At 73.0% G+C, this 25,687-nt stretch carries 27 protein-coding genes; 12 read left to right on the top strand and 15 right to left on the bottom strand.

The features are described 5' to 3' along the window. Window positions 1–54: 54 nt before the first annotated feature. The 3 genes from AA23TX_RS17865 to AA23TX_RS17875 all read right to left on the bottom strand — a co-directional run bounded on the left by AA23TX_RS17865 (window position 55) and on the right by AA23TX_RS17875 (window position 3,136). Complete coding sequence (locus AA23TX_RS17865; RefSeq protein ID WP_230862552.1) at window positions 55–390, bottom strand: hypothetical protein; 336 nt, start codon at window positions 388–390, stop codon at window positions 55–57. 133 nt (window positions 391–523) lie between these two features. Further along, window positions 524–1,537 carry a DNA topoisomerase IB gene (locus AA23TX_RS17870; protein ID WP_155543631.1) on the bottom strand — a complete coding sequence of 338 codons (1,014 nt, stop codon included), beginning with the start codon at window positions 1,535–1,537 and terminating at the stop codon, window positions 524–526. A 96-nt stretch (window positions 1,538–1,633) separates the two neighbouring features. Continuing rightward, window positions 1,634–3,136, bottom strand: coding sequence for an FAD-dependent oxidoreductase (locus AA23TX_RS17875; protein WP_155543632.1), 1,503 nt, complete (start codon window positions 3,134–3,136; stop codon window positions 1,634–1,636). Between the two features lie 373 nt (window positions 3,137–3,509). On the opposite strand from AA23TX_RS17875, the gene AA23TX_RS17885 reads away from it, so the two are divergent. Then, window positions 3,510–4,271: an ATP-binding protein gene (locus tag AA23TX_RS17885; protein WP_155543634.1), complete on the top strand. Its 762-nt coding sequence runs from the start codon at window positions 3,510–3,512 to the stop codon at window positions 4,269–4,271. A gap of 74 nt (window positions 4,272–4,345) precedes the next feature. Here the strand turns inward: AA23TX_RS17885 and AA23TX_RS49630 are convergent, their stop codons facing one another. Then, window positions 4,346–4,510 (bottom strand): hypothetical protein, encoded by a 165-nt coding sequence (locus tag AA23TX_RS49630; RefSeq protein ID WP_196425367.1) that lies wholly within the window; start codon window positions 4,508–4,510, stop codon window positions 4,346–4,348. Between the two features lie 125 nt (window positions 4,511–4,635). Here AA23TX_RS49630 and AA23TX_RS17890 point away from each other — a divergent pair, with 125 nt between their 5' ends. Then, window positions 4,636–5,022: an STAS domain-containing protein gene (locus tag AA23TX_RS17890; protein WP_155543635.1), complete on the top strand. Its 387-nt coding sequence runs from the start codon at window positions 4,636–4,638 to the stop codon at window positions 5,020–5,022. Here the strand turns inward: AA23TX_RS17890 and AA23TX_RS17895 are convergent. After that, window positions 5,019–6,104 carry a carboxylate-amine ligase gene (locus tag AA23TX_RS17895; RefSeq protein WP_155543636.1) on the bottom strand — a complete coding sequence of 362 codons (1,086 nt, stop codon included), beginning with the start codon at window positions 6,102–6,104 and terminating at the stop codon, window positions 5,019–5,021. The two genes, AA23TX_RS17890 and AA23TX_RS17895, sit on opposite strands and share 4 nt — an antisense overlap. A 98-nt stretch (window positions 6,105–6,202) precedes the next feature. Between AA23TX_RS17895 and AA23TX_RS17900 the strand changes: the two genes are divergently transcribed. The 3 genes from AA23TX_RS17900 to AA23TX_RS17910 all read left to right on the top strand — a co-directional run bounded on the left by AA23TX_RS17900 (window position 6,203) and on the right by AA23TX_RS17910 (window position 8,298). Continuing rightward, entirely contained in the window at window positions 6,203–6,559 is a 357-nt protein-coding gene (locus AA23TX_RS17900) for a hypothetical protein (RefSeq protein ID WP_155543637.1), read from the top strand. A gap of 8 nt (window positions 6,560–6,567) precedes the next feature. Beyond that, a complete protein-coding gene (locus AA23TX_RS17905) occupies window positions 6,568–7,047 on the top strand; it encodes a hemerythrin domain-containing protein (RefSeq protein ID WP_155543638.1) in 480 nt (159 codons plus the stop codon). A 63-nt stretch (window positions 7,048–7,110) separates the two neighbouring features. After that, a complete protein-coding gene (locus AA23TX_RS17910; RefSeq protein ID WP_155543639.1) occupies window positions 7,111–8,298 on the top strand; it encodes an amidohydrolase in 1,188 nt (395 codons plus the stop codon). Between the two features lie 24 nt (window positions 8,299–8,322). Here AA23TX_RS17910 and AA23TX_RS17915 read toward each other — a convergent pair whose 3' ends face one another. The 6 genes from AA23TX_RS17915 to AA23TX_RS17940 form a co-directional block, all read right to left on the bottom strand. Further along, the gene (locus AA23TX_RS17915) at window positions 8,323–9,219 is read right to left on the bottom strand and encodes a TauD/TfdA dioxygenase family protein (RefSeq protein WP_155543640.1); all 897 of its coding nucleotides are present in this window, start codon (window positions 9,217–9,219) and stop codon (window positions 8,323–8,325) included. Beyond that, window positions 9,216–10,529 (bottom strand): LLM class flavin-dependent oxidoreductase, encoded by a 1,314-nt coding sequence (locus tag AA23TX_RS17920; RefSeq protein WP_155543641.1) that lies wholly within the window; start codon window positions 10,527–10,529, stop codon window positions 9,216–9,218. Before AA23TX_RS17920 ends, AA23TX_RS17915 begins: the two co-directional genes overlap by 4 nt. Beyond that, window positions 10,526–11,368, bottom strand: coding sequence for an ABC transporter permease (locus tag AA23TX_RS17925; protein WP_155543642.1), 843 nt, complete (start codon window positions 11,366–11,368; stop codon window positions 10,526–10,528). The genes AA23TX_RS17920 and AA23TX_RS17925 overlap by 4 nt, the downstream gene beginning before the upstream one ends. After that, window positions 11,365–12,138: an ABC transporter ATP-binding protein gene (locus tag AA23TX_RS17930; RefSeq protein ID WP_155543643.1), complete on the bottom strand. Its 774-nt coding sequence runs from the start codon at window positions 12,136–12,138 to the stop codon at window positions 11,365–11,367. The genes AA23TX_RS17925 and AA23TX_RS17930 overlap by 4 nt, the downstream gene beginning before the upstream one ends. After that, window positions 12,135–13,154: an ABC transporter substrate-binding protein gene (locus tag AA23TX_RS17935; protein ID WP_155543644.1), complete on the bottom strand. Its 1,020-nt coding sequence runs from the start codon at window positions 13,152–13,154 to the stop codon at window positions 12,135–12,137. The genes AA23TX_RS17930 and AA23TX_RS17935 overlap by 4 nt, the downstream gene beginning before the upstream one ends. 101 nt (window positions 13,155–13,255) lie before the next feature. Beyond that, window positions 13,256–14,452 (bottom strand): ROK family transcriptional regulator, encoded by a 1,197-nt coding sequence (locus AA23TX_RS17940; protein ID WP_155543645.1) that lies wholly within the window; start codon window positions 14,450–14,452, stop codon window positions 13,256–13,258. Between the two features lie 90 nt (window positions 14,453–14,542). Here AA23TX_RS17940 and AA23TX_RS17945 point away from each other — a divergent pair, with 90 nt between their 5' ends. Together AA23TX_RS17945 and AA23TX_RS17950 are read left to right on the top strand one after the other, a co-directional pair. Further along, entirely contained in the window at window positions 14,543–14,878 is a 336-nt protein-coding gene (locus AA23TX_RS17945; RefSeq protein WP_155543646.1) for an ArsR/SmtB family transcription factor, read from the top strand. A gap of 1 nt (window position 14,879) precedes the next feature. Further along, window positions 14,880–15,359: an SRPBCC family protein gene (locus AA23TX_RS17950; protein WP_155543647.1), complete on the top strand. Its 480-nt coding sequence runs from the start codon at window positions 14,880–14,882 to the stop codon at window positions 15,357–15,359. Here the strand turns inward: AA23TX_RS17950 and AA23TX_RS17955 are convergent. After that, window positions 15,328–16,293 carry a helix-turn-helix transcriptional regulator gene (locus tag AA23TX_RS17955; RefSeq protein WP_155543648.1) on the bottom strand — a complete coding sequence of 322 codons (966 nt, stop codon included), beginning with the start codon at window positions 16,291–16,293 and terminating at the stop codon, window positions 15,328–15,330. The genes AA23TX_RS17950 and AA23TX_RS17955 overlap by 32 nt on opposite strands. Window positions 16,294–16,346: 53 nt before the next feature. Here AA23TX_RS17955 and AA23TX_RS17960 point away from each other — a divergent pair, with 53 nt between their 5' ends. The 4 genes from AA23TX_RS17960 (at window position 16,347) to AA23TX_RS17975 (ending at window position 22,043) form a co-directional block, all read left to right on the top strand. After that, complete coding sequence (locus tag AA23TX_RS17960; RefSeq protein WP_155544507.1) at window positions 16,347–17,468, top strand: epoxide hydrolase family protein; 1,122 nt, start codon at window positions 16,347–16,349, stop codon at window positions 17,466–17,468. A 76-nt stretch (window positions 17,469–17,544) separates the two neighbouring features. Beyond that, entirely contained in the window at window positions 17,545–20,565 is a 3,021-nt protein-coding gene (locus AA23TX_RS17965) for an ATP-binding protein (protein WP_155543649.1), read from the top strand. A gap of 31 nt (window positions 20,566–20,596) precedes the next feature. Further along, window positions 20,597–21,814: an FAD-dependent monooxygenase gene (locus tag AA23TX_RS17970; protein ID WP_155543650.1), complete on the top strand. Its 1,218-nt coding sequence runs from the start codon at window positions 20,597–20,599 to the stop codon at window positions 21,812–21,814. A gap of 19 nt (window positions 21,815–21,833) precedes the next feature. After that, complete coding sequence (locus tag AA23TX_RS17975; protein ID WP_155543651.1) at window positions 21,834–22,043, top strand: hypervirulence associated TUDOR domain-containing protein; 210 nt, start codon at window positions 21,834–21,836, stop codon at window positions 22,041–22,043. Window positions 22,044–22,058: 15 nt separating this feature from the next. Here AA23TX_RS17975 and AA23TX_RS17980 read toward each other — a convergent pair whose 3' ends face one another. Continuing rightward, the gene (locus AA23TX_RS17980; protein ID WP_230862553.1) at window positions 22,059–23,174 is read right to left on the bottom strand and encodes a helix-turn-helix domain-containing protein; all 1,116 of its coding nucleotides are present in this window, start codon (window positions 23,172–23,174) and stop codon (window positions 22,059–22,061) included. A gap of 172 nt (window positions 23,175–23,346) precedes the next feature. Between AA23TX_RS17980 and AA23TX_RS17985 the strand changes: the two genes are divergently transcribed. After that, window positions 23,347–24,600, top strand: a complete 1,254-nt coding sequence (locus tag AA23TX_RS17985; RefSeq protein WP_196425369.1) for a YncE family protein — start codon at window positions 23,347–23,349, stop codon at window positions 24,598–24,600. A gap of 4 nt (window positions 24,601–24,604) precedes the next feature. On the opposite strand, the gene AA23TX_RS17990 is transcribed toward AA23TX_RS17985, so the two are convergent. Beyond that, window positions 24,605–25,039, bottom strand: a complete 435-nt coding sequence (locus tag AA23TX_RS17990; RefSeq protein WP_155543652.1) for a DUF5655 domain-containing protein — start codon at window positions 25,037–25,039, stop codon at window positions 24,605–24,607. Between the two features lie 26 nt (window positions 25,040–25,065). Next, the gene (locus AA23TX_RS17995) at window positions 25,066–25,641 is read right to left on the bottom strand and encodes a TetR/AcrR family transcriptional regulator (protein ID WP_155543653.1); all 576 of its coding nucleotides are present in this window, start codon (window positions 25,639–25,641) and stop codon (window positions 25,066–25,068) included. Between the last annotated feature and the right edge of the window lie 46 nt (window positions 25,642–25,687).

Here is a 25,687-nt window from a genome sequence, read left to right on the forward strand (position 1 = left end):
GACGTGTCGGGTCGCGGCAATCCGCCACCGACGGTGGCTCGTTCCGCAGCGGTCTCAGTCGGTTTCGGCCGCGCAGCGGCGCCACGACACCTGATCGCCGGCCCGGTCCGCGTGCCACACCTGAGTGGCCTCGGACTCCCACGTCGGCAGCAGCCGGCCCGTCACGACCCGCCCGCGGGCGACCCGGCCGAACAACTCCACGCCGTCGGCGCGCCGGGCGGCCGGGATCCACGCCGGGAACCTCGTGCCCGGCAGCTTCCGCTCGATCCACTCCCGGGCCGAGCCCTCGCTCCCGTGGTCGGACTCGACGATGCTCGACACCGGGCCGTCGCCGCCGACCGCCAAGGCGATCGACGCGCGCCAGCGCACGGAAGAGGTGTCGGGATTCATCGGTCCCAGGCTCCCGGAAGAACGGGTCGGCGGACCAGTACACGGACGGGTGGATCGTCGCTCACTCACCGTGTCTCCTGTCCCTCGTCGGTGCGGAACCATCGGACGGTTTCCCCGCCCGGGTGATGTTCAATCACGCGCGGCTGAGCAACCGCGCGCAGGCTTTCTCCAGCACGGCCCGCGCGTCGTCGCCCTCGAGGCGTGCGGCCCGCTTCAGCGCCGGCGCGATCGTGCGCTCGTCGCGGTACGCCTCCACCAGCCGCGGGTCCACATAGGACGATCGGCACACCGCGGGGGTGTTGCCGAGTGCCCGTGAGACCTCCTTCATCACGCCGGCCTCCGCGCGCTTGCGGGCGGCCTCCGAAGCGGGTGGGTCCGCCGTGGCGAACGCGGTCGCCGCCAGTACCGTCGCGTTCCAGGTGCGCAGGTCCTTCGCGGTGCAGTCGTCGCCGGCCAGCTCCTTGAACCGCTCGTTGACGTCGGCCGCGTGCACCTCGTGCCACGTCCGGCCCGCGCGGTACACGAGCAGCCGGTCACTGCCCGCCCGGCTGCGCAACAGCGACTTCACCACCGAGGCCAGCGCGGCGTCCCGGATCGCCACTTCGCGGTCGAGACCGCCTTTGGCGACGTAGCAGAACCGGCACTCGTCGCCGCGGACCGCCGCGTGGGAACGCAGGAGCGTCGCGACGCCGTGGGTGCCGTTCTCCTCGGCGTACTCCTCGCCGCCGGTGCGGAAGACCCCTCGGTCGAGCATCCGCAGCGCCGCCGCGAGGACCCGCTCCCGGGTGAGGCCGCGCCCGGCCAGGTCGGCCTCGACCGCCGCCCGCCAGTCCGGGAGCCGGCGGGCCATCGCCAGCACGCGGTCGTGCTTCTCCTCGTCGCGGTCCCGGCGCCACTGCTCGTGGTAGAGGTACTGGCGCCGGCCCGCGTCATCGGTCCCTACGGCCTGGACGTGCCCGTTCGGGTAGGGGCAGATCCACACGTCCCGCCACGCGGGCGGGATGACCAGGTCCTTGATCCGGGTGAGCAGCTCCGCGTCGGTGACCGGCTCGCCATCGGAGGTGGCGTAGGAGAACCCGCGCCCGCGGCGGACCCGCCGGATACCCGGGCCGCGCAGGTCACTGCGCCGGAGTCTGGTGCGTCCCATCGGCGCGAATACCCGCCCGGTGTACCGGGAAAACCCGCGGTCCGGGGAGATCACCCGGGCCAGGTGGCACGTCGATCGTGACGACGCGCGGGCGGCTCACGCGGGCCCGGGGCGCAGCGGCCGGACCGCCGGGCCCTGCACGACTTCGCCGTCGACGCCGAACCGTGAGCCGTGGCAGGGGCAGTCCCACGTCTTTTCCGCGTCGTTGAACGAAACCAGGCAGCCGAGGTGGGTGCAGTGCGCGCCCACGGTGTGCAGCCGGCCGGTTTCGTCGCGGTGGGCGGCGACGAGCTCGCCGCCGACGCGCACGACCGCCGCGTCGCCGGGCCGGAGGTCGTCGAGCTTCTCCGTGCGCCACAGCGCGGCGACGTGGTCGCCGATCAGGTACCGCGCGACGGTGAGGTTGTCCTCGGCCACGCCGAGCACCGAGCGGGCGTCGAACCGGTTGGGGTCGAACAGGTCCGCGGCCGGGTGCGGCTCGCCGAGGATCCCCGCCGCGAGGATGTGCCCGGCCGCGGTGCCGCCGGTCATGCCCCACTGGCCGAACCCGGTGGCCACCCGGAGGTTCTTCGTCCCCGGCAGGTAGCGGCCGATGTAGGGCATGCCGTCCGGAGTGGACATGTCGTGGGCCGACCAGCGGTGGGTCACGCGGTGCAGGCCCGCGTGCGCGTCCGCCCAGTCCGCGAGCCGGCCGTACCGGCGCTCGACGTTCACGTGCGCCCCGACGCGGTAGTGCTCGCCGCCGGCGATCACCATCGGCGTGCCCTGCTCGGTGTACCCGCGCACGGAGTGGTGCGTGTCGGCGTCGAGGAACATGCCCGCCGGCGGGGCGTTCCCGGCCGCCGGGCCCGCCACGACGAGGTCGCGGACCGGCTCGAGCCGGGCGAAGTACAGGCCGCGGTCGAGCACCGGGTAGTGGGTCGCGACGACGACTTCGCCCGCCACGACGTCGCCGCGCGAGGTGCGGACGGTATGCCCGTTCAGCGCGGTCGCGCGGGCGTGTTCGACGACCGTGCCGCCGGCGCGCTCGATCCCGGCGGCGAGCCCGAGCAGCCACCGGCGCGGGTGGAAGTGGGCCTGCCCGGTGGTCCGGACCGCGCCGAGCGCGGGCACGTCGAGCGGGACGTCTTCGACGAACGACGCGGGCAGCCCGGCGGCCGCGGCGGCGGCCGCCTCCCGCTTGAGCGAGTCGACGGTGTCTTCGCGCGTCGTGTAGACGTAGCTGTCTTCGCGGGTGAATCCGCAGTCGATCCCGTCGTCGGCCGCCGTCGCCGCGATCCACTCGAGGGCGGCCGCCTGCGACGCGGCGTAGATCCCGGCAGCGTCCGCGCCGTGCCGGGACGCCAGCTTCGCGTACTTCGCCCCGTGCTGGGCGCTGACCTTCGCCGTGGTGTGGCCGGACACCCCGGCGGCGACCCGCTCCGCCTCCAGCACGACGACCGACCGCCCGGCGCGGGCGAGCAGCACGGCGGTGGTGAGCCCGGCGATGCCCGCGCCGAGCACCACGACGTCGGCCTCCGCGGGCAGCGGCACCCCGGTGCGGTCCGGCGCGGGCGCGGTCTCGACCCAGAGGGAAAGCGGTTCGGGCAGTGCGGTCATGCGCGCGGGATGCCCGCTGCAGGTGGGCCGAAACTCGGCCGGGCGGGCCGATTCGGCCGATCGGGAGCCGGGTAGACCGAACAGGACGGCTGTTCGTGGCGGCGCACACCGAGCACGAGAGGACGCACAAGTACCAAGCGTGCGTGGACGCGCCGGAGTTCGCCGGGGCGTGACCACGCGTTTCGTCCTGCCTCCGCTGGGCTACCCGCGCGGGATCTCTGGGTCTACCGTGTTCGCAGGAGGTGGTGGCCTTGCCCGCATCCCCGCGGGACGTCGTGGTCGTCGGCGCGTGCGCCGGCGGTGTCGAAGCCGTACCTGCGCCGGTTCGGTCGCCGCTCACGCTGTCGGCGGACGCGGGGGAGGGGACCACGCGGTGAGCGGCCGGCTACACCTGGAGACGCGGCACCGGGCCGCGGCGACGACCACTCTCGTGACCGGGGTCCTCGACGGCGAGTCCTACCCCCACCTGCGCGACGGGCTGCTCAAGATCGCCACGGAGGCACCCGACGGGCTGATCGCGGACATCGACGGGCTGGAGATCGGCGACGCGGCGCTGGTGACCGTGTTCTCGTTGGTCGCCCTGCGGATCGGTGACTGGCCGGGCATCCCCTTCACCGTCGTCACCGGCCGTCCCGAGCACCGGACGATGTTCGCCGAGCGGACCGTCGACCGGTTCGTCCCGGTGCACGACGACCGCGAGACGGCCGAGAACCTGCTGTCCCGGCCGCCGCGGCGGCGGGCCGCCCAGCTGCTCGCCCGCTCGGCGAACTCCTCGGCCCTCGCCCGCGACTTCGTCCGCCGGATCTGCGCCGAGTGGGGCGTGCCGCACTTCGCCGAGGATGCGCTGCTGGTCGCGACGGAACTCGTCGAGAACGCCATCCGCCACACCGACTCGCTCCCGCGGTTGCGCCTGGAGCTGCGGCGCGGCGTCCTGAGCGTCGCGGTCAGCGACGACGACGCGGCGCAGGCGGTCCTGCTGGAGCGGCTGGGAGCCCTCGAACCGGGGCTCGGTCTCCGCATGATCGCCCAGGTGGCGCGGGTGTGGGGCTGTAGCCGTTCCTGGTCGGGCGGCAAAACCGTCTGGGCCGTGCTCACCCGGCGTACCGACGCTTCCGGCGGTCTCGGCGGCGGGTAGCGGTCGACGCGCACGCCGAGGTCGCGTTCGGACAGTCCGAACGCGACCTCGGCCGCCGGCGGTTCCGAACCGGGTCAGCCGGACTGCGGGTCGCTGTCGTCGTGCTGGTCGCCGCTCGACGTGCCCTGCTCACCGCGCAGGGTTTCGCGCTGGGCCTGCGAGGTGTCGCCGTGCGGGTCTTCGCCGCCGGTGCCTTCCGCCGGCTTGGCCGGGTCCTGCGTGTGGTCCTGGGACGTCATCGCGGTGCCTTCCGTCGGGATCCTTTCCGGGCGGATACCCCGCCGGAGCCGGTTCAAGCCGCCGGAAACGTGCCTGGGCCGTGGCGTTGTTTGGTGCTCGACGCGCCAGGGGTACTTCTCCGTTCATGACGACTTGTTCCCGGCCGGGAGAGGCCCGCACGGCTACGGCGCACGACCGTCTGCCTTCGCCGCGCGCCCCCTCCGACCTGCGCACCGAGGTCCGCTGCAAGAGCGCCGACGCGATCGTCGTCGAGGTGACGGGCGAAATCGACGGCCGCACCGCACCCCGGTTGCGCGCGACGCTGGCCGGGCACCTGCGCGCCCGCCCCGCCGTCCTGCGCGTCGACCTCGGCGAGGTCGGGTTCCTCGGTTCCGCCGGCTTGGAAGTGCTCCTGCAGGCCCAGCGGGACGCCGAAGCCGCGGATGTCCACCTCGTCGTCGACCCCGGCCGCTCCCACGCCGCCGGGCGCGCGCTCCGGGTGCTGGGTGACCTCGGCGGGCCCGTCTTCTAGCCGCCGGTCAGCAGGTCCACGACGGCTTCCGCCCGGTTCTTCTCCGCGAACGCACGCCGTTGCCGGTCGGAACCGCCGCCTTCGGCGATGAGCCGGGCCGTCGTCTCCCGCGCGAAATCGAGATCCCCCGCCGCTTCCAGCGCGGGCGCGATCAGCTCGATCAGATCGTCGAGCACCGTCTTCGAGGGCTGCAGGTCGCCGGTCCGCGGATGCGGGCACGAGCCGGTCACCCCTTCTTTCGACGCCCGCCAGAGCTGCCCGCGCAGCACCTCGTTCGACAGCTCCGGCGGCCGGGCGTCGTCGGCCAGCGCCGTCGCGACGAGGCCGCGGGCCAGCACTCCCAGCAGCACCGCCTCCACGGGCGTGGCGGCGACGTCGGAGATGCGGAATTCGAGCGTCGGCTGCTTTTCCGACAGCCGGACGTCCCAATAGACCATTCCGCGGTCCAGGATCGCGCCCGAGCGCAGCCAGCCGTCGACGATGCTCTCGTACTCGTCGAGCGACGCGAACCGCGGCGGCGGCCCGGCCGAAGGCCACCGGCTCCACTGGTGGTAGCGCCAGCTGGCGTAGCCGGTGTCGTAGCCGTCGACGACGGCCGAGTTCGCGGTGATCGTCAGCAGCGCGGGCAGCCACGGCCGGACGCTGTTGAGGACGTGGATCCCGCTTTCCTTGCCGGGGATCGCGACGTGGACGTGGCAGCCGCAGGTGAGCGAGGTCCACGCGGTCGCGCCGAAGTGTTCGGCCATCCGCTGGTAGCGCGGGTTGGGCGTGATGCGCGGCGGGTCCACTTCGGACAGCGGGGGCGCGCCCGCGGGCAGCAGCCGGTAGCCGCGGGCGCGGGCCGCGCGGGCGAGGTCGTCGCGCAGGCCGCTCACCTGGCGCAGCGCTTCGGCGTGCGTGCTGCAGATGTCCGTGGCGGCCTCCGCCTGGGACAGGTTCAGCTCGTGCTGCAACTCGCCCCGCCCGTCGGCCGCGGCTTCCGCGGCGTCGACGACGTCGTCGCCGGCCTGAGAGAGGTGGCCACGCCGGTCGACGACGAAGAACTCCTCTTCGATGCCGAAGGTCAGCACGTCTGCGTTCACCGGTGTTCTCCTGGGGATCGGGGGAGCCGGTGGGATACCCGGGCGGGGTGCCGCGCAAACGGCGTTTCCCCTGTCGGCGAGCGGGTAACCGGGCGGCTATGGATCCGAGCACCGCCTCTTCGCCGTCGTTGCTGGCCGCCGACGCCGGGGCCACCGTGCGCCGGCTGTCCCGCTGCGTCGGTGACGGCGACATCGACTCCCCGGCCGAGATGTACCGCGTGCTCGGCTCGCTGCGGCTGCTGGCGGACGACCTGACCCACCTGCTGCCCGCCCTGCAGGACCGGCTCGAGGAGGGCCTGCTGGCCGGCCGCGTCGCCGAAGACGGCGTCGCGGCGACGTGGGACTCGGTGGGGAACGTCGGCCGGGCACTGGCCCACGCCGGCACCATCGCCCTGCTGATGACGAAGGAACTGGAGAACTCCCAGGTCGCCCTGCGGGACCTGGCCACACCGTGAGGAAACCGATGTCGACCGACGCGATCGTGCTGCTGAAGAACGACCACAAGACCGTCGAGAAGCTGTTCAAGGAGTTCGAGAAGGCGGGGGACGAGGCGTACCGCGAGAAGCGCCGCATCGCCGACGCGATCATCGAAGAGCTGACGGTCCACGCGTACATCGAAGAGGAGATCTTCTACCCGGCCGCGCGCGAGGCCGTGCCGGAGACGAAGGATCACGTCCTGGAGAGCGTCGAGGAGCACCACGTGGTGGTGTGGATGCTTTCCGAGCTGGTCGACCTCGACCCGCACCACGAGACGTTCGACGCGAAGGTCACGGTGCTGACGGAGAACGTCCGCCACCACGTCGAGGAGGAAGAGGACGAGTGGTTCCCCGAGGTCCGCTCCGCGATGGGCCGCAAGCGGCTGCAGGAGCTGGGGCAGCGGATGATCGACGCCCGCTCGGCCGCGCCGAAGAACCCGCTGGCGCTGAAGAGCGCGAAGGCCTAGCCCCGCGACCTGTGAAAGACTGACGGTGGCGTGACCGTGCGTGGTGGGGGTAGGCCGGTGGGCATGGAGTGGCACGAAGAACTGCATGAGCGGGCGGACGAGCGGATCGAGCGGCTGGACGAACGGCTGTGGGCGGTGGCCACCGCACTGCACGAGCGGCCGGAACTGTCCTATGAGGAACACGCGGCCGCCGAACGCCTGACCACCGAGCTGGCCGCGGACGGCTTCGAGATCGAGACCGGTGTCGGCGGCCTGCCCACGGCGTTCGTCGCGCGGGCCGGGACCGGGCGGCCGTGCGTCGCGCTGCTGCTGGAGTACGACGCGCTGCCCGGGCTCGGCCACGCGTGCGGGCACAACCTGATCGCCGCGGCCGGGCTCGGCGCCGCCCTCGCCGCCAAGGAGATCCTGGCCGACAGCCCGGGGTCGCTGCTCGCCGTGGGCTGCCCCGCCGAAGAACGCGGCGGCGGCAAGGTCGCCTTGGCCGAGGCCGGCGTCTTCGACGACGTCGACGCGGCCCTGACGGTCCACCCCGGCGTCCACTCGTGGTCGTGGGCACCGCTGACCGCGCAGGTCGAGCTGAAGGTGACCTTCCACGGTCGCGCGGCGCACCCGGCCGGCGATCCCGGGCAGGGCGTCGACGCCCTCGCCGCGCTGATCCAGGCGTTCGGCGCGGTCGCGGCCCTGCGCCAGCGGCTGCCCGCGAGCTCCCACGTCCAGGGCATCATCACCCACGGCGGCGAGGCGACGAACATCGTCCCCGACCGCGCCGAAGGCCGCTTCGGGCTCCGAGCGCTGACGACCGCGGCGCTGGACCGCCTGGCCGAGGACGTCGGCGCCTGCGCCGAGGGCGCGGCGCTGGCGACCGGCGCGAAGGTCGACGTCGAACGCCTAGGGCGCGGGTTCGCGCACTTCCGCGACAACCCGGTGCTGTCGGAGCGGTTCACCGAACACCTGGCGGCACGCGGGATCCACGCGACACCACCCGCGCCGGGGGTGTACCCGGGTTCGTCGGACATCGGGGACGTGAGCGTCCGGGTCCCGACGATCCACCCGTTCGTGGCGATCGCGGCGGAGGAGCACGCGGTGCACACGGAAGAGTTCGCGGCCGCGTCGGCCGGCGAGCGCGGCCGGTCGGCGATGCTGGCCTCGGCGGCCGCGCTGGCCCGCACGGCGATCGACCTGCGGACGCACCCCGCGCTGGTCAGCCGGGCCTGGGACTACTTTCGCGCGATGGAGCGGAACGGGCGCTGAGCGCACGCCCGTCCCGCCCCCGGGTCACGCCACCGAGGTGTAGTGCGAGGCGTCCCCTTCCCGGGACTCGCTCGGCCGCCCGTCGATGCCCGCCGGGACGTCGCCGGCCACCGTCACGCGGTTCAGGCGCCGCGGCAGGCCGTCGTAGTTGTCGATCGCGTAGTGCTGCGTGATGCGGTTGTCGAACAGCACGAGCTGGTTCGGCTCCCACGCGACGCGCACGATGTTCTCCGGGCGCGTCACGTAGGACTGCAGCAGCCGCAGCAGATCACGGGACTCGCTCACCGACAGCCCCTCGATCCGCTGCGCGAACCCGCCGATGAACAGGCCGCGCTCGCCGGTCACCGGGTGCACCCGCACCACGGGGTGCACGGTCCGGTACTTGCGCGAGACGAACTGGGCCCGCCGCGCCTGCTCCCGCTCGTCCACCGTCTCCGGCGGCTGGACGTAGTCGTAGTCGTTGGTGTGCACCGCCCGCAGCGTGTCCGCGAACGCCCGCAGCGGCTCCGGCAGGTCCCGGTAGGCCGCGGCGGCGTTCGCGATCAGTGTCTCCCCGCCGTAGGGCGGCACCACGAGGCTGCGCAGCGTGCTGGCCTTCGGCGGGTTGAGCACGAACGTGACGTCGGTGTGCCAGTGGTTGGCCCGGCCCAGCTCGCTGTCGACCGGCAGGATCGTCGGCGCGCCTTCGGCGGCGGGCACCGTCGGGTGCGCCTTGGTCAGCTCGCCGAAGCGGGCGGCGAACCGCAGCTGGCCGTCGTCGTCAAGGTCGGTGTTCCGGAACACCAGCGCCTTGTGCTCGTACAGGGCGTCGGTGAGGAAGGCCACCTGGGCGGCGTCGAGATCCCCGGCGGGGTCGAGGCCGATGATCTCGGCGCCGATCCTCCCGGTCAGCTTGCGGACGTCGGTGCCGATGGTGGTCATGCGGGCTCCTTCACTCGGTTGCGGTTGACGGGACGCGCGAGGCCGTAGTGCTCGCGCAGGGTGGTGCCGGAGTACTCGGTGCGGAAGAGCCCGCGCCGCTGCAGTTCCGGCACGACGAGGTCGACGAAGTCGTCGAGCCCGCCGGGCAGGGTGGGCGGCATGACGTTGAAGCCGTCCGCCGCGCCGCCGGTGAACCAGGCCTCCAGCTCGTCGGCGACCTGGACGGGCGTCCCGGCGAAGACGCGGTGCCCGCGCCCGCCGGCCAGCCGTTCGAGCAACTGCCGGATGGTCAGGTCCTCGCGCCGGGCCAGGCCCACGACCAGCTCGAACCGGCTCTGGCCGCCTTCGGTGAAGCTGCCGACGTCGGGCAGCGGGCCGTCCAGCGGGTAGCCGGTGACGTCGTGGTCGAGCATCTTCGACAGCTGCCGCAGCCCGTAGTCCGGCGTGATCAGCGCGTTCAGCTCGGCCTCGCGCTCACGGGCTTCGGCCTCGGTGCGGCCGAGGATCGGCGAGATGCCGGGGAGGATCTTGATCTCCTCCGGCGCCCGGCCGTACTTCGCGAGCCGGCCCTTGACGTCGTCGTAGAACGCCTTGCCCTCGGGATAAGTCTGCTGAGCGGTGAAGACGGCTTCGGCGTGCCGGGCCGCGTACTCCTTGCCGGTCTCGGACGAGCCCGCCTGCACCAGCAGCGGGTACCCCTGGGGCGGGCGTTCGACGTTGAGCGGCCCGCCGACCTGGAAGTGCTCGCCGTCGTGCGCGATCGGGCGGATCCGGTCGGTGTCCGCGTAGACGCCGGTCGCGCGGTCGACGAGCGCGGCGTCGTCGTCCCAGCTGTCCCACAGCTTCTTGACGACCTCGACGAACTCCTCGGCCCGGTCGTAGCGGGCCGCGTGCGCGGGTCGCTTGGCCAGGTTGAAGTTCCGGGCCTCGTCGATGCCCGCCGACGTGACGATGTTCCAGCCCGCGCGGCCGCCGGAGAGGTGGTCGAGCGAGGCGAACTTGCGCGCCAGGTGGTAGGGCTCGTTGTAGGTCGTCGACGCCGTGGCGATGAGTCCGATGTGGACCGTGCTGGCGGCCAGGGCGGACAGCAGCGTCAACGGCTCGAAGTGGCTGTGGGAGTTGTGCTTGACGTTGCCCCACAGCGCGACACCGTCGGCGAGGAACAGCGAGTCGAGCCTGCCGCGCTCGGCGGTCCGGGCGATGTCGACGTAGTGCTGCAGCGTCCGGGCCCGGTGCGGGTCGGTGGAGGGGTGCCGCCACGCGGCTTCGTGGTGGCCGTTCGGCATCACGAACGCGTTGAGGTGCATCATGGCTTCTCCTTGGGGCGCCAGGTGGAAAACCGCCGTTCGAGGGCGACGAAGCCGGCGTTGACGAGCACGCCGAGCAGCGAGACCGCGATGATCCCGGCGTACATCTGCTGGATCTGGAAGTTCACCTGGCTGGTGTTGATCAGGTAGCCGAGCCCGGCCTTCGCGCCGACCATCTCGGCGGCCACCAGCACCAGGATCGAGTAGGACGCCGCCATCCGGATGCCGGTGAACACCGTCGGCACCGCCGAGGGCAGGATCACCTTCCGGAACAGCCGCGGACTGGACAGCCCGAGCGAGCGGGCCGCCTTGACCAGCAGCGGGTCGACGGTGTTGACGCCGGCGATCGTGTTCAGCAGCACCGGCCACACGCAGGCGTACACCACGAGCGTGACCTTGGACAGCTCGCCGATGCCCAGCAGCAGCGTGAACACGGGGAGCAGGGCCAGCGCGGCGGTGTTGCGGGCCAGTTCCAGCAGGGGCTGCAGGAACCGCGCGACCGGCCGGTACCAGCCGATCAGCAGCCCGAGCGGCACGGCGGCCGCGACGGCCACGGCGAAGCCGGCGGCCGAGCGGCCGACGCTGGCGAGCAGGTGGTCGGCCAGCTCGCCGTCGAGAACGAGGTCCCACAGCGCCTGGAGGTCTTCCGACAGGGGCGGCAGGAAGGTCCGGGTGCCCTCGTCGAGGACGAACCGGGGGACCAGCTCCCACAGCGCCACGAACAGCACGATCGCGGCGGACGCGTGGACCGCCCGGGCGAGTCGCTCGCGCCACCGCCGCGGCTTCGCCGGCGGGCTCGCAGGTCCGATGTGGACGGATGGTTTCTCGAGGGTGGTGGTCATCCGGCCGCGCTCCGTTCGTGTTCGGCCGCCTTGCGGACCTCGTCGTGCAGCAGTTCCCAGAGCCGGTGGCGCTGCCGCCCGAACGCCGGGTCGGAGCGGACGTCACCGGCGCGGTCGCCGAGGTCGATGTCCACGACGGCCTTGAGCCGCCCGGGCCGCGAGGTCAGCACGGCCACCCGCTGGCCGAGGTAGACGGCTTCGTCGATGCCGTGGGTGATGAAGACGATCGTCTTGCCGGTGCGGCGCCAGATCCGCAGCAGCTCGTCCTGCAGCTGCTCGCGGGTCTGCGCGTCGAGGGCGGCGAACGGCTCGTCCATCAGCAGCACGGCGGGGTCGTAGGCGAGGCTGCGGGCGATCGCGACCCGCTGCTTCATCCCGCCGGACAGCTCGTGCGGGTAGCGGTCCTCGAACCCGGAAAGCCCGACCAGTGCGAGGTATTCGCGCGCCCGCTCGGCTCGGTGCCGCTTGCCGAGTGGCCCGCCTTCGAGGCCGAACTCGACGTTGGCGCGGGCGGTGCGCCACGGGAACAGCGCGTACTGCTGGAAGACGACCCCGCGGTCGAGTCCCGGGCCGCGCACCGGTTCGCCGTCGATGAGCACCTCGCCGGACGTCGGGGTGGTGAGCCCGCCGAGCAGGTCGAGCAGCGTCGACTTGCCGGAGCCGCTCGGCCCGACGAGGGAGAGGAACGTGCCGTCGGCGACGTCGAGGGAGACGTCGTCGAGGGCGGTGAGCGCGCCGAAGGTCTTGGTCACCGAACGGATGCCGATCACTTGGTCACCGCCGGGGCACCGTCACGGTAGGGGTTGAACTCGTTGGTGTAGAGCTTCGAGGTGTCGATCTTGTCGCCCTTGATGTAGCCCTGCTCCTTCAGCCACGGCTGCCAGAGCGTGTAGTCCTGGTCGCCGATGAGGCCGCCGCGGGTGACGCCGACGCTCTTCCAGTACTTGAGGGTGCCGGTGTTCTCGTTGCGGCCGCGGGCTTCGATGATCTTGGTGAAGCGGGCGATCACCTGCTCGCGCGGGGTGGTGCGCTCCCACTCGATCGCCCTGGCCACCGCGGAGACGAAGATCTTCGTGGTCTCCGGGTACTTCTTGATGAAGTCGGTGCGCAGCACGTACGGGCCGCCGTTGTAGGGACCGAAGGCCTGGACGTCGCTGAAGAGCGAGCGGACGCCGCCGGCCGCGAGGGCGTGGTCCTGCAGGATGCCCTGCAGTGCGACGACGTCGAGCTGGCCGTTGCGCAGGGCCTGCTCGGCGTTCACCGGCGGGATGACGACGAGCTGGACCTGCTTGATCTCGTCGCCGGAGAGCCCCTGGTTCTTCAGCCAGGTGTCGAGTGCCGCCTCCAGGTTGGCGCCGGCGGTGTTGACGCCGACCTTCTTGCCGATCAGGTCACGGGCGGTCCGGATCGGACTGTCCTCTTTGGTGTAGTACCCGATGAACGCCTTGGCGTCGGAGCCGTAGTAGTTGACGACCGCCTTGACCGGGGCGCCGGCTTCGACCAGCTTGACCACCGCGCCGGTGAAGGCGCCGCCGAAGTCGGTCTGGTCGGTGGCGGCGGACTGGATGTCCTGCGGGCCGCTGATCGTGTTGCCGACCCACTTCAGCTTGACCGGGCCGAAGTAGCCCAGGTCCTCGGCGAGCTCGGGCAGGGTCACGGAGTTCGCGCTGCCCTGGTAGCGCAGCTCGAGTTTCTCGGGCTGGCCGGGGGCCCCGGTCGCGGTGGCCGACGCGCACCCGGCGAGCAGCACCGCGGCGGCGGCCAAGAGGGGCAAGGTTTTCTTCACGGTGGTTTCGTCCGTTCCGGGAGTCGGCGGGGATGCCTCGATTGTTCGGGGCGGCCGAGCGGACGGTCAATTTTGCGAGTTCGTGAAATAACTCGGGTGGTTCACGAGGCGCGCGGCAACCCGGACAGCAGCGGGCCGAGCGGGTCGTCGTAGAGGACGTCGAGGAGCACAGCGCCGCCGGCCGTCGCCAGCTCCGTGCCCGGGAAGCTCGTCGGCACAACGGTTTCCGCCGGATCGGCGCATCCTCGCGAGCGTTCGCGGACCTCGTCCCGGATGGCGGGAAGGCAGCCGGGCACCTGGGCTACACTCCGGTCGACCACCACGAGCACGGCCGGGTTGAGCACGTCGAGCAGCAATGCCGCCGCCTGCCCGATCAGCCGGGCGCGGTCGTGGAACATCCGCACCGCCGCGGTTTCCCCGGCCGTGGCGAGAGCGAGCAGTTCCGGAAAGGGCACGCCGGCTCTGCGCGCGAGCGTCGCTTCCGAAACGGTGGCTTCGAGGCAGCCGGTGCGCCCGCAGCGGCACGGCTCGGCGCTGTCGTCCACCGGCAGGTGCGCCACGGCCCCGGCGGCCGAGCGCGGCCCGTGGTGCACGGTGGCGCCGGTCGCGAACGCGGCGTCGACGACGTTGCCGGCGAACAGTTGCACGACGCTCTCGCGCGCCTTCGGGTGGCCGAAAAGACGTTCGGCGTGGACGAGGGCGCGCGCGTGCCCGTCCACCTCGACGGCGAGCCCGGTGCTCTCGGCCAGCAGGTCGCGCACGGGCACGTTCTTCCAGTCCAGCAGCGGGTGGTCGACCACGGTGCCGGACGCGCGGTCGACCCAGCCGCCGGTGGCGACGCCCAGGCCGAGCGGCTCGCGGTCCGGGGCGTGCCCGAGCAGCAGGTCGTCGAGGATCTCGGCGGCACGGGCGAGGAGGTCTTCGGCGGCCAGGCCGTCGTGCGGTTCTTCGTGCTGCACCAGGACGTTCCCGCGCAGGTCGAGCAGCGCGACGGTGGCGTGGTGCACGGCCAGGTGCAGGGCGCCGGCGACGTGCCGCGCGGTGTCGAGGTCGACGGGCACGTGCGGCCGCCCGACGCTTCGCCGTCCGGCTCCCGGGAGTTCGCGCAGGAGTCCGCGGTGCAGCAGCTCGGCCGCGTGCCCGGTGACGGCCGCGGCGGACAGCCCGGTGCGCCGCGCGATGGTGCTGCGCGCGATCGGGCCGTCGTCGAGGATCGCCCGCAGGACGGCGCTCGCGCTGGCACTCCGCCGGGCGCCGCGCGCGTCCGTCCTCTGTGGACCGTCGCCCCGGGAGGTCATGGGCCGATCGTGGCAGACGGCGGCGCCGGAGCCCAGCGTGCCCAGGATGCGGGCTCTTGACGCATACCCATATGGGCATATGATGCTCCCGTGGCACGAGCAGCGACAACGGCGGACACCTTCAACGCCGTCGCCGAGCCCCGGCGGCGGCAGATCCTCGACGTCCTCATGGACGGCGAGCGGTCCGTCGGCGACCTCGTCGACGCGCTCGGCCTGGCCCAGCCGCAGGTGTCGAAGCACCTGCGCGTCCTGCGGGAGGTGGGTGCGGTGGACGTGCGCGGTGACGGCCGTCAGCGGCTCTACCGGCTCAACGGCGACGCGCTCAAGCCCATCCACGACTGGGTCAAGCGCTACGAGCGGACCTGGTCGGAACGCTTCGAGCTGCTGGACGACGTCCTCGAAGAACTCAAGGAACAGGAGCGGTGACATGGAGATCACGACCCCGGCCGACGACCGGATCCTCATCACGCGCGAGTTCGCCGCGCCCCGGCACCTGGTCTACCGCGCGTGGACGACGCCGGAGCTGGTGAAGCGGTGGTGGGCCGGGGAGCGCGGGACGACCACGAAGGTCGAGATGGACCTGCGGCCCGGCGGCCGCTGGCGGTACGTGCTGGAGACGAACGACGGCGCCGAGGTCGGCTTCCACGGGGAGTACCGGGAGGTCGTGCCGGACGAGAAGATCGTCTACACCGAGGTGTTCGAGATGCCGGGCGTCGACCTCGACTCCGTCGACGGGCCGCTCAACACGGCCACCTTCACCGCCCTCGACGGCGACCGCACGCGCCTGGAGCTGCTGACCGTGACCGGCAGCAAGGAACTGCGCGACATGATCCTCGAGTCCGGCATGGAGGTCGGCGTGCGGGAGCAGATGGTCATCATCGAGGAGCTGGCGAACTCCCTGCGCTAGCCCGCAGGAACCGTTCGCCCGTCCTGGCCAGCTCGGCGGCCAGCTCCGGCGCGTCGAGGACCTCGAAGTCCACTTCGAGGAGCCCGAGGTACAGCGCGAGCATGGCCGCGCTGTCCGAGCCGACCGCGGCGACGCAGCGGTCCGGCCCCTCGGGCGTCAGCTCGACCGCGAGCGGCAGCCGGGCGCGGACGTACTCCGCGGGCGCGTGCAGCCGGACCTTCGCGTGGTAGCGCCAGGTCGCCGCGCCCACGCTGCGCTGCACGAACTGCGCGACGTCCCCCTCCGGCGGCTCGCGCGGGGTGAAACGGGGCCCGTTGGGCAGTTTCGGCGTCATCCGGTCGACGCGGAAGGTGCGCCAGTCGTCGCGCGCGGTGTCCCACGCGACGAGGTACCAGCGCCGGCTCAGGCTGACCAGCCGGTGCGGCTCGACGTCCCGGCGGCTGGCCGCGCGGTCGTGGCTGGTGTAGTCGAACCGCAGCCGTTCGCCGGCCCGGATGGCCGAGGCGATCGCCGTGAGGACGTCGGCGTCGACCGACGGGCCGGTTCCCGGCACCGAGACCGTCGCGGCCTGCAGGGCGTGCACCCGGTGCCGCAGCCGCGACGGCAGCACCTGCTCCAGCTTCGCGAGCGCGCGCACCGACGTCTCGCCGATCCCGGCGACGCCGGTGGCCGTCCGCAGCCCGACCGCGACGGCCACCGCCTCGTCGTCGTCGAGCAGCAGTGGTGGCAGCTGCGCGCCCGCGCCGAGCCGGTAGCCCCCTTGGACGCCGGGGGAGGCCTCGACCGGGTAGCCGAGGTCGCGCAGCTTCCCGATGTCGCTGCGGACGGTGCGCGGGGTGACACCCAGCCGCCCGGCGAGGTCGGCGCCGGTCCAGTCGCGCCGGGTCTCGAGCAGCGACAGCAGCCGGAGCAGGCGGGCGGAGGTCTGCAACATTTCCCGAGCATCGCACGAATCGCGGAAGAAAGTCTTCCGCAATGGTTCGTAGCGTGCTGCTCATGACGAACTCCTTCCGCATCGAAATCCCGCAGACCGACCTCGACGACCTGCGCCGGCGCCTCACCGAGGCCCGGTTCGCCGACCCCGTGCCCGGTGATGCCCCGGACTGGTCCCGCGGCATCCCGACCGAGAACGTCCGGGAGCTGGCCGAGTACTGGCGCGACGGCTTCGACTGGCGCGCGCAGGAGGCGGCGATCAACGCGTTTCCGCAGTTCACGGCTGAGATCGACGGCCAGACGATCCACTACCTGCACGTCCGGTCGGCGGACCCGGACGCCGTCCCGCTGCTGCTCACGCACGGCTATCCGAGCACCTTCGCCGAGTTCCTGGACGTCATCGGGCCGCTGACCGAGCCGGGCCCCGACGCGTTCCACGTCGTGGTGCCCTCGCTGCCGGGCTTCGGGTTCTCGACGCCGCTGAGCGGGCCCGGCTGGGAGCTGGCCCGCACGACGGACGCGTTCGCGGAGCTGATGACGCGCCTCGGGTACGACCGTTTCGCCGCCCAGGGCGGCGACATCGGCGCGGGCGTCACCGGACGGCTGGCCGCGCTGTTCCCGGACCGCGGGCTCGGCACGCACGTCACCAGCGACCGCGGCACGATCGCGCTGGCGGGGGAGCAGCTTCCGTTGCCGGACAACCTGACCGAGGCCGAGCAGGCCGAACTGGACGCGGCCCGCGAGGCGTGGAAGGCGGGCCGTGGGTACCTGGACCTGCAGTCGCACAAGCCGGAGACGATCGCGGCCGCCCTCACCGATTCGCCGGTCGGGCAGCTGGCGTGGATCGCCGAGAAGTTCCAGGCGTGGACGGGCCGGGGCATCTCGCGGGACAGGCTGTTGACGACGGTCAGCCTGTACTGGTTCACGCGCAGCGGCGCGACGGCGGCCCGGTTCCTTTACGAGGCCGCGCATTCCGGGCACGGGTGGTTGGCGCCGTCGGCGGTGCCCGCGGGCTGGGCGGTGTTCAACACGTCGCCGGTGGTGCGGCGGATCATGGACCCGGAGGAGAAGGTCGAGCACTGGTCGGAGTTCGCCGAGGGCGGCCACTTCGCGGCGATGGAGACGCCGGAGCTGCTGGTGGGGGATATCCGGGCGTTCTTCCGGAAGCTGCGGTAGACGGCGTCGTCGCCGGGTCCGGCGAGACTTCGCGGAATCGCACCGCCGGACCCCGTCCTGAGCCAGAATCGGCGGCGTGCAGTTCGCGATCCTCGGGCCGGTCGAAGCCCGCCGTCCCGATGGGACCTCCGTCCCCCTCGGCGGTCCGCAGCTCCGGGGCCTCCTCGCCCTTCTCGCGCTCGACGCCGGCCGCGTCGTCAGTGCCGGTCGGCTCATCGACGGCCTGCACGGGGACCGCCCTCCCGAGGGTGCCGCCGAAGCACTTCAATCACAGGTCTCGCGGCTGCGGCGGCGCCTGCGGGACGGCGGGGCTGCGGACGGGCTCGTCGAGTTCGGCCCCGCCGGGTACCGGCTGGCCGTCGACCCCCAGGACGTCGATGTCCACCGGTTCGAACGGCTCGCCGCCGAGGCGCGGGCGACCCCCGACCCCGCTGCGAAGTCGGCGCTGCTGACCGAAGCGCTCGCACTCTGGCGTGGACCCGCGCTGGACGGGCTCGCCGACCCGCCGCGGGCCGCGCGGCTGGCCGAGCTGCGCCTGGCCGCCACCGAGGACCGCGTCGAAGCCGATCTCGCGCTCGGCCGGCACGAACAGCTCGTCGCGGAACTCCGGGAGCTGGCCGGCGAGCACCCGCTGCGCGAACGGCTCACCGCCCAGCTCATCCGCGCGCTGCACGGCAGCGGCCGGTCCGCCGAGGCCCTGACCGCCTTCGCCGAGATCCGCGAACGCCTCGCCGACGAGCTGGGCGCCGACCCGTCGCCGGAGCTGGCGGACGCGCACGTCGCCGTCCTGCGCGCCGCCGAACCCGCGCCCGCCCGGCCGGTGCCGGTGCCGCTCACCGGGTTCGTCGGCCGGACCGAGCTCGACGACCTCCGCGGAGCCCTCGCGGACGCCCGGCTCGTCACGCTCACCGGGCCGGGCGGTGCCGGCAAGACCCGGCTCGCCATCGAAGCCGCGGCCGGCGAAGCGTGCTTCGTCGAGCTGGCGACGACGACCGACGTGCCGCGGGCCGTCCTCGCCGCGCTGGGCCTGCGTGAACAAGGTGTGCTCGCGCCGGGCGTGGCCGGGGAACCCGCCGACCGGCTGGCCGCCGCGCTCGCCGACCGGTCGCTGCTGCTGGTGCTCGACAACTGCGAGCACGTCGTCGCCGAGGCGGCGCGGCTGGTCCGGCGGCTGCTCGGCGCGTGCGCCGGCCTGCGCGTGCTCGCCACCAGCCGCGAACCGCTGGGCCTGACCGGCGAGAAGGTGGTGCCGGTCGGCGCCCTGCCCGCCGGCGCCGCGGCGCGGCTGTTCACCGACCGGGCCGCGGCGGTCGCCCCCGGCAGCGTGCCCGACCCGGGCGCGGTCGCCCGGATCTGCGCGGCCCTCGACGGCCTCCCGCTGGCGATCGAACTCGCCGCCGCCCGCCTGCGCTCGCTGTCCGCCGACGACATCGCCGCCCGGCTCGGCGACCGCTTCCGCCTGCTGTCCCGCGGCGACCGCACGGCCGAGCCGCGGCACCGGACCCTGCGCGGCGTCGTCGAGTGGAGCTGGGACCTCCTCGAACCGGACGAACAGCGGCTCGCGGCCCGGTTCGCGGTGTTCGTGGGCGGCGCGCGGCTGGAGGCGGTCGAACGCGTCTGCGCCGAGCCCGACGCCCACCGCGACACCGACCCCGATGCCGAGGCCTTGTTCACGGGCCTGGTCGAGAAGTCCTTCGTCGAGTTCGCCGACGGCCGGTACCGGATGCTGGAGACGATCCGCGCGTTCTGCGCCGAGCACGGCGACGACCGCCGGGCCGAGCACGCGAGGTACTTCCTCGACCTCGCCCGCGCCGCCGAACCGAAACTGCGTGGCGCGGACCAGCTGACCGCGCTGGCGGCGCTGACCGCCGAGCACGCCGACTTGCACGCGGCATTGCGGTGGAGCGCGGCCGAGGAACCGGAAACCGCCGTGCGGCTCATCGCGGCCCTGACCTGGTACTGGTGGCTGCGCGGCCTGCGCAGCGAGGTGACGCCGTTCGCGGACGCCGTCGTCGCCGCCTTCGGGGCCGAGCCGCCGCCGGGACTGGCCGAGGAGTACGTCCTGTGCCTGATCCAGGCGTCGGGCGCCGGTGTCGAGCCGGAGCCGATCCTGCGGGCGCTCGACGGGCCGCTGCGGTACCCGTACCTCTTCCTGCTGTGGGCGTTCTCCCCGCACACCAAGGTGCGGGACGGCGCCCGGCTGGCCGCGCTCGTCGGCGACGATCCGTGGTCGCGGGCGTTCACGCGGATCGGCGACGGCCTCGGCGCGCAGTACAGCGGCCGGATCGCGGAGGCCGAGACGCACTTTTCGGCGTCGCTGGACGGGTTCCGCGCCCTCGGCGACCGCTGGGGCGAGGCCAGCGCGCTGGAGAAGCTCGCGGAGTTCGCGGACTGGCGCGGCGACCACGTGCGGTTCCGGGAGCTGATGGACGAGTCCGTGCGGCTGGCCGGCGAGCTGGGTGCGTTCGAGGACGCCGCCGACCTGCGCTGCCGCCGCGCCGACGGCGTGCTGCGGGCCGGAGACGCCGAGACCGCTCGCGCCGATTACGAAGCCGCGGCCGACATGGCTCGCGCGGCCGGGACAACGGTGACGCTCGCGCGGGCTCGCGGCGGCTTGGGCGAGATCGCCCGGCGCGCGGGCGACCTGGCCGCGGCCCGGCGCTGGTACACCGCGGCCGTCGGTCTCGCCGTCGACCCGGTCACCGGCGGCGAGACGCGGATCCGGCTCCACACCGGCTTCGGCTGGACGGCCGTCGCCGAAGGTCACCTCGACGAGGCGACCGACCTGCACCAGGAGGCGCTGGCCACGGCGCTCGAGCACGGGAACCTGCCGGGCGCGGCCCAAGCGGTCGAAGGGCTGGCGGGTGTCCTCGCCGCGCGGACCGAGGACGCGCGGGCCGCGTTCCTGCTCGGCGTCGCGGTCGGTCTGCGCGGCGCACCGGTCGCCGGAGACGCCGACGTGGCTTCGGTGACCGACCGCGTGCGGGCGCGGATCGGTGCCGAGGCGTACGCGGAAGCCTTCGATCGCGGCCGCGAAATGCCCCCTGAGCAGGCGTTGAGCGAGTTCGGTCAGCGGCGGTTCGCGCTCGGTTCGTGAGCGGTCAGCGGCCGCGCCCAGAGTTCGGGCCATGACGAAGAGCATCCTGATCTCCGGCGCCAGCATCGGCGGCCCCGCCCTCGCCTTCTGGCTGCACCGCCACGGCTTCCACACCACCGTCGTCGAGCGCGCCCCGAGCCTGCGCGAAGGCGGCTACAAGGTCGACATCCGCGGTGTCGCCGTCGACGTCGTCCGCCGCATGGGCCTGCTCGAGGAGGTGCACGCGGCGAGCACCGACATGCTCGGCGCGGCGTTCGTGAACAAGCGCGGCAAGGAGCTGGCGACACTGGACGCCGACACGTTCGGCTTCCGCCACGGCGACGACACCGAGATCCTGCGCGGCGACCTCGCGAAGATCCTCTACACCGCGACGCGGGACGACACCGAGTACGTCTTCGGCGACTGGATCACCGGCCTCGACGAGCGCGCGGACGGCGTCCACGTGACGTTCGCCCACGGCGCACCGCGCCGGTTCGACCTGGTGGCCGGCGCCGACGGCCTGCACTCCGGCGTCCGCGCGCTGGCGTTCGGCCCGGAGGAGGACTTCCTGCGCCGGTTCGACGCGTACATCTCGATCTCCACCGTGCCCAACACGTTGGAGCTGGACCGCTGGGAGCTGCTGCACTCGGCGGCCGCGGGCAAGATGGTGAACGTCTACAGCACGGCCCGCGCCGACGACGCGAAGGCCGCGTTCTGGTTCACCGCCCCGCCGCTGACCTACGACCGCCGGGACGTCGAGGGCCAGAAGGACCTCGTCGCGGACCGGTTCGCGGGCCTGGGCTGGGAGATCCCCGCGTTGCTCGGCGCCATGCGTGAGGCGGGCGACTTCTACTTCGACCCGGTGTGCCAGATCGTCATGGACCACCTGTCGGCCGGCCGCGTGACCCTGCTCGGCGACGCGGGATATTGCGCCTCCCCGGCGTCGGGCCAGGGCACGAGCCTCGCGCTGGTGGGCGCGTACGTCCTGGCGGGGGAGCTGGCAGCGGCGTCCGGCGACCACACGGTGGCGTTCGCCCGCTACGAGAGCGAAATGCGCCCGTACATCGAGAAGAACCAGGCCCTGGCGAAGACGGCGTTGCGCGGGATCATCCCGCGGTCGCGGGCGTTCGCGTGGTTCAACACCCGGATGATCAGGCTGATGCCGTACCTCCCGGGCCGCAACCGCGTCCTGGAGCAGATGGCCCGCCCGATTCGCGAAGCGGCGAACGCTCTGGTGCTGAAGGACTACGCGGGTGCGTATCCGCGGTGATCACGGGTACCCGGCACCCATGAGCGAGGATTTCAAGAAGGGCGACCGCGTCCGCTGGGACGCGGGCAACGAGAGCTCGATCGGGACCGTCGAGGAGAAGATCACCGAGGACACGCACGCGGGTAAGCGTGCCGTGAAGGCGTCGCCGGACGAACCGCAGTACCTCGTCAAGAGCGAGAAGTCCGGGAAGACCGCCGTTCACCACCCGGACAAGCTGCACCCCGCCTGACGGCGCCCCGGCGACCTACCCCGGCGTGGTGAGCCAGCAGTGCAGGGCCCACCACGAGCGCACGGCGTCGAGGACCCGGCACCCGCTGTTTTCCGCCAGTGCCAACGGGGTCAGCTCCGCCAGCCGGTCCAGGCGGTACCGGACCGTGTTCGGGTGCAGGTGCAGGGCCTCCGCCGTCGGACGGAGGCGCTGGCCGTGGTCGAGGTACGCCAGCGCCGTCCCCGCCAGCTCGCGGTGGAACGGGTTCGCCGGGTCCAGCGCGCCGAGCAAGGCCGTGGTGAGGAGGCCGCCGAGGACCGGCTGCGCGGTCAGGGCGAGTTCGCTCGCCAGCGCCGTCAGGTCGTGGCAGCCGGGCCCGGCGAGGCGCGCCGCCGCCGTGCAGAGGCGGTGGACCTCGGGCAGCTCGGCCAAGGCGACGGCCGGGGCGACGACCAGCAGGACGTCGCCGTCCAGCGGGACGCGCGCGGGTGACCGGGCCGCCAGTCCGGTGAGCCTGCCCTCGACCAGCCCGTAGACCCCGCCGAACTCCAGCAGCGCCTGCTCGAGGGTGCGCGCCCGCGCCGGGTCGCTCACGTCGGACACCACGCAGAAGTACCGGACGTCGGGGTGCAGGCCCGCTCGGCGGAGCTCCTCGGGCGCGGGCGGGTGCCCGGCGAGCAGCAGGGACCGCAGCAGCTGGGTCCGGGCGTCGCGCACCGTGCGGGACAGCTGGAGCTCGGCCGCGTGGTAGCCCTTGACGATGTGGTGCTCCAGCGCGCCGGTGTAGCGACCGGCGTCGAGGACCGTCTCGAGGATGAGGTCGTCGGGCACGCCCGCCGCCCGGGCGCGTTCGACGGCGACGCGCCCCGCGTGCGTGCGGCCCGCCTGGACCCCGCGCAGGAGCTCGGTGAGCGGGACACCCTGCGCGGCGCGATCGGCGCCCAGTGCCTCCGCGGCCGTGTAGTCGGCTTCGCCGGGACTCGCCGTCGCCCGCAGCGCGGCCGACAGCAGCACCTGGATGTGCCGCCGGTTCTCGGCTTCCGGGAGCCGCGCGACCTCGGCGGACTCGCTGCGCGCGGCCTTCACCAGCTCGTCCAGCACGGTCTCGTCCCCGGCCAGGTCGTCGAGGATCCGGCGGAGCAGCGGCGTCACCGGCACCTCCCGGACCCGTTGTGGCACGGCCACAACCCGCCACCCCCGACGTTGGGCGATCGGCCCTACCGGAGGAGCTCCCGGGGCCGGTTATCGTGGCAATACCGGACAGTAACCCCTGTCCCGCGCAAAAACCACCGCCGCACCTCTTCAGCGTCGAAAGGTGTCTTCCGTGCGCATTCTCCCGAGCACCCGCCGACGGCGCTCGTACCTCTCGTGCCTGGCCGCGGCCCTCCTGCTGACGACCGGCGCGGCGGTGCCGGCGACCGGTGCACCCGCCGCCCTGCGGGAGGTGATGTTCGTCGGCAACAACTGGGAGGGGACGGCCGACGTCATCCAGTCCCGCGGTTCCTTCGCGAAGATCGGGCGGGTGAACATCATCCCGGACAAGGACGACCGGCTGCGGGAGATCTACCTCAACCCGATCAAGCTGGCGTTCTTCCTCGGCATCCGCAACGGGCCCGGCGAGGGGCACGACCAGTTCGTCGACGACATGTACACCACCCCGGACGGATCCTCGGTGGTGGCGTCGCGGCCGAGCTTCGCCGACGTCGTCTCGATCAGCCTCGCCACCGGCCGGATCAACTGGCGCTTCCCGGTTTCCGGGTTCCGCGCCGACCACATGGCGGTTTCGCCGGACGGCCGCCGCGTCGCCGTGTCCGCCTCGACGTCGAACACCGTGCACGTGCTGGACATCGGCACCGGGCAGCAGCTCGGCTCGTTCGCCACGGGGGACAAGCCGCACGAGAACGTGTTCACCGACGGCGGCCGGTACCTGTGGAACATGTCGATCGGCAACGTCGACACGAACCTCGACGACCCCGGCTGGGACTTCACCAAGGGGGACCGGCGCATCACGGTCGTCGACGCCACGACGTTCCGCCAGGTCAAGGTGATCGACATGCGCGATCGCCTCGACGCCTTCGGCCGCCGGGACCTCTCGGACGCCGTCCGGCCGGTCGCCTTCACCCCGGACGAGTCCACGTTGTACTTCCAGGTGTCGTTCTTCAACGGCTTCCTGGAGTACGACGTCGCGAGCGACCGGATCACGCGGCTCAAGGAGCTGCCGAAGAACCCGGCCACGAGCGACGACCGCACCACGTTCGTCAACGACTCCCGCCACCACGGCCTGTCGATGAACCCGGCCGGGACCAAGCTCTGCGTCGCGGGCACGATGGACGACTACGCGACGGTCGTCGACCGCGCGACCCTGCAGCAGGGCACGCTGGTGCCCGCGGTGAAGCCGTACTGGGCGACGGTGAGCGGCGACGGCAGCGCGTGCGTCATCTCCGAAGCCGGCGCGGACCAGGTGACGGCGATCGACTTCGCGACGGGGCGGAAGCTCGTCTCGGTGCCGGTCGGCGACCACCCGCAGCGGGTCCGGATCGGGCACGTGCCGGAAGGCTGGACCGGCCCGGCCGCCTGAGGCCTCAGGCGAAGTCGAAGGCGATCGTCAGCCACTCGCGGACTTCGTCGTCCACATCGGACACTTCGCGCAGCTTGAGCTGGTGTCCCACGCGGGGTCCGCTCGCCCATCGGGCCGGGGCGATGCGGGCCGTCTCGATCGGGCGGGGCAGGAAGAGGTAGACCAGGACGTCCTGGGACCGCGGCCGCAGCTCGGCCAGCTTCCGCTCCCGCTTGAGGAAGACCCCGACCTTGACGGCGTCCTCGTGGACGTCGCCCAGGGACCGCAGGTGCTCGGCGACCGCGTCGTAGATCGCGCGGAACCGCGGGTCGCGGCCGGCGAACGTCTCGTCGACGGTGCAGCCGGGGACGCACGTGTGGCCCTGGCCGGCGCGCGCGAACTCGCGATCGCAGCGCGGGCACGTCCACCGGGTCGGCATGCCGTCCAGGATGGCAGTCACGGCGGTGCTTGTGCTCGCCGAGGCCGTCAACCCGCCGAAGTGACCCCCGCCAGGTAGCGCTGCACCGTCGGGCCGACCTCGGCGACGACCTCCGCCGGCGTCAGCGCGACCACCGGGGGCAGGCGCAGGACGTAGCGCGTCAACGCCAGGCCGAGCAGCTGGCTCACCACCAGCCCCGCGCGGCGCGGGGCGTCGGCCGGGTCGCCGAATCGCAGGACCGCCGGCGTGACCTGGCCGGCGAACACCTGCCGCATCTTCTCGACCACGGCGTCGTCGGCCACCGCCGACCGCAGCAGCGTCAGCAGGATCTCGTCGGTCGGCGGCCGCTCCCACAGCGCCAGGAACTGCCGGGTCAGCAGCTCGCCGACGGTGCCCGGGTCGGCCGCGGCCAGGTCCGGCAGGTCCAGCTCGACGTCCACGGCCGCCGCGAACAGGCCGTCCTTGCTGCCGTAGTAGCGCATCACCATCGACGGGTCGATGTCCGCGTCGGCGGCGATGGCGCGGATCGTCGCGCGGCGGAAGCCGTCGGCGGCGAACCGGCGGCGCGCGGCTTCGAGGATGGTCGCCCGGGTGGCGTCCGATCGGCGCGGTGACTCGGTCATGCCAACGAGTGTAGGCCAACACTTGTTGACAAGCCAGTCCGGGCGT

The organism is Amycolatopsis camponoti (genome assembly GCF_902497555.1).
In the GTDB taxonomy this organism is placed as follows: domain Bacteria; phylum Actinomycetota; class Actinomycetes; order Mycobacteriales; family Pseudonocardiaceae; genus Amycolatopsis; species Amycolatopsis camponoti.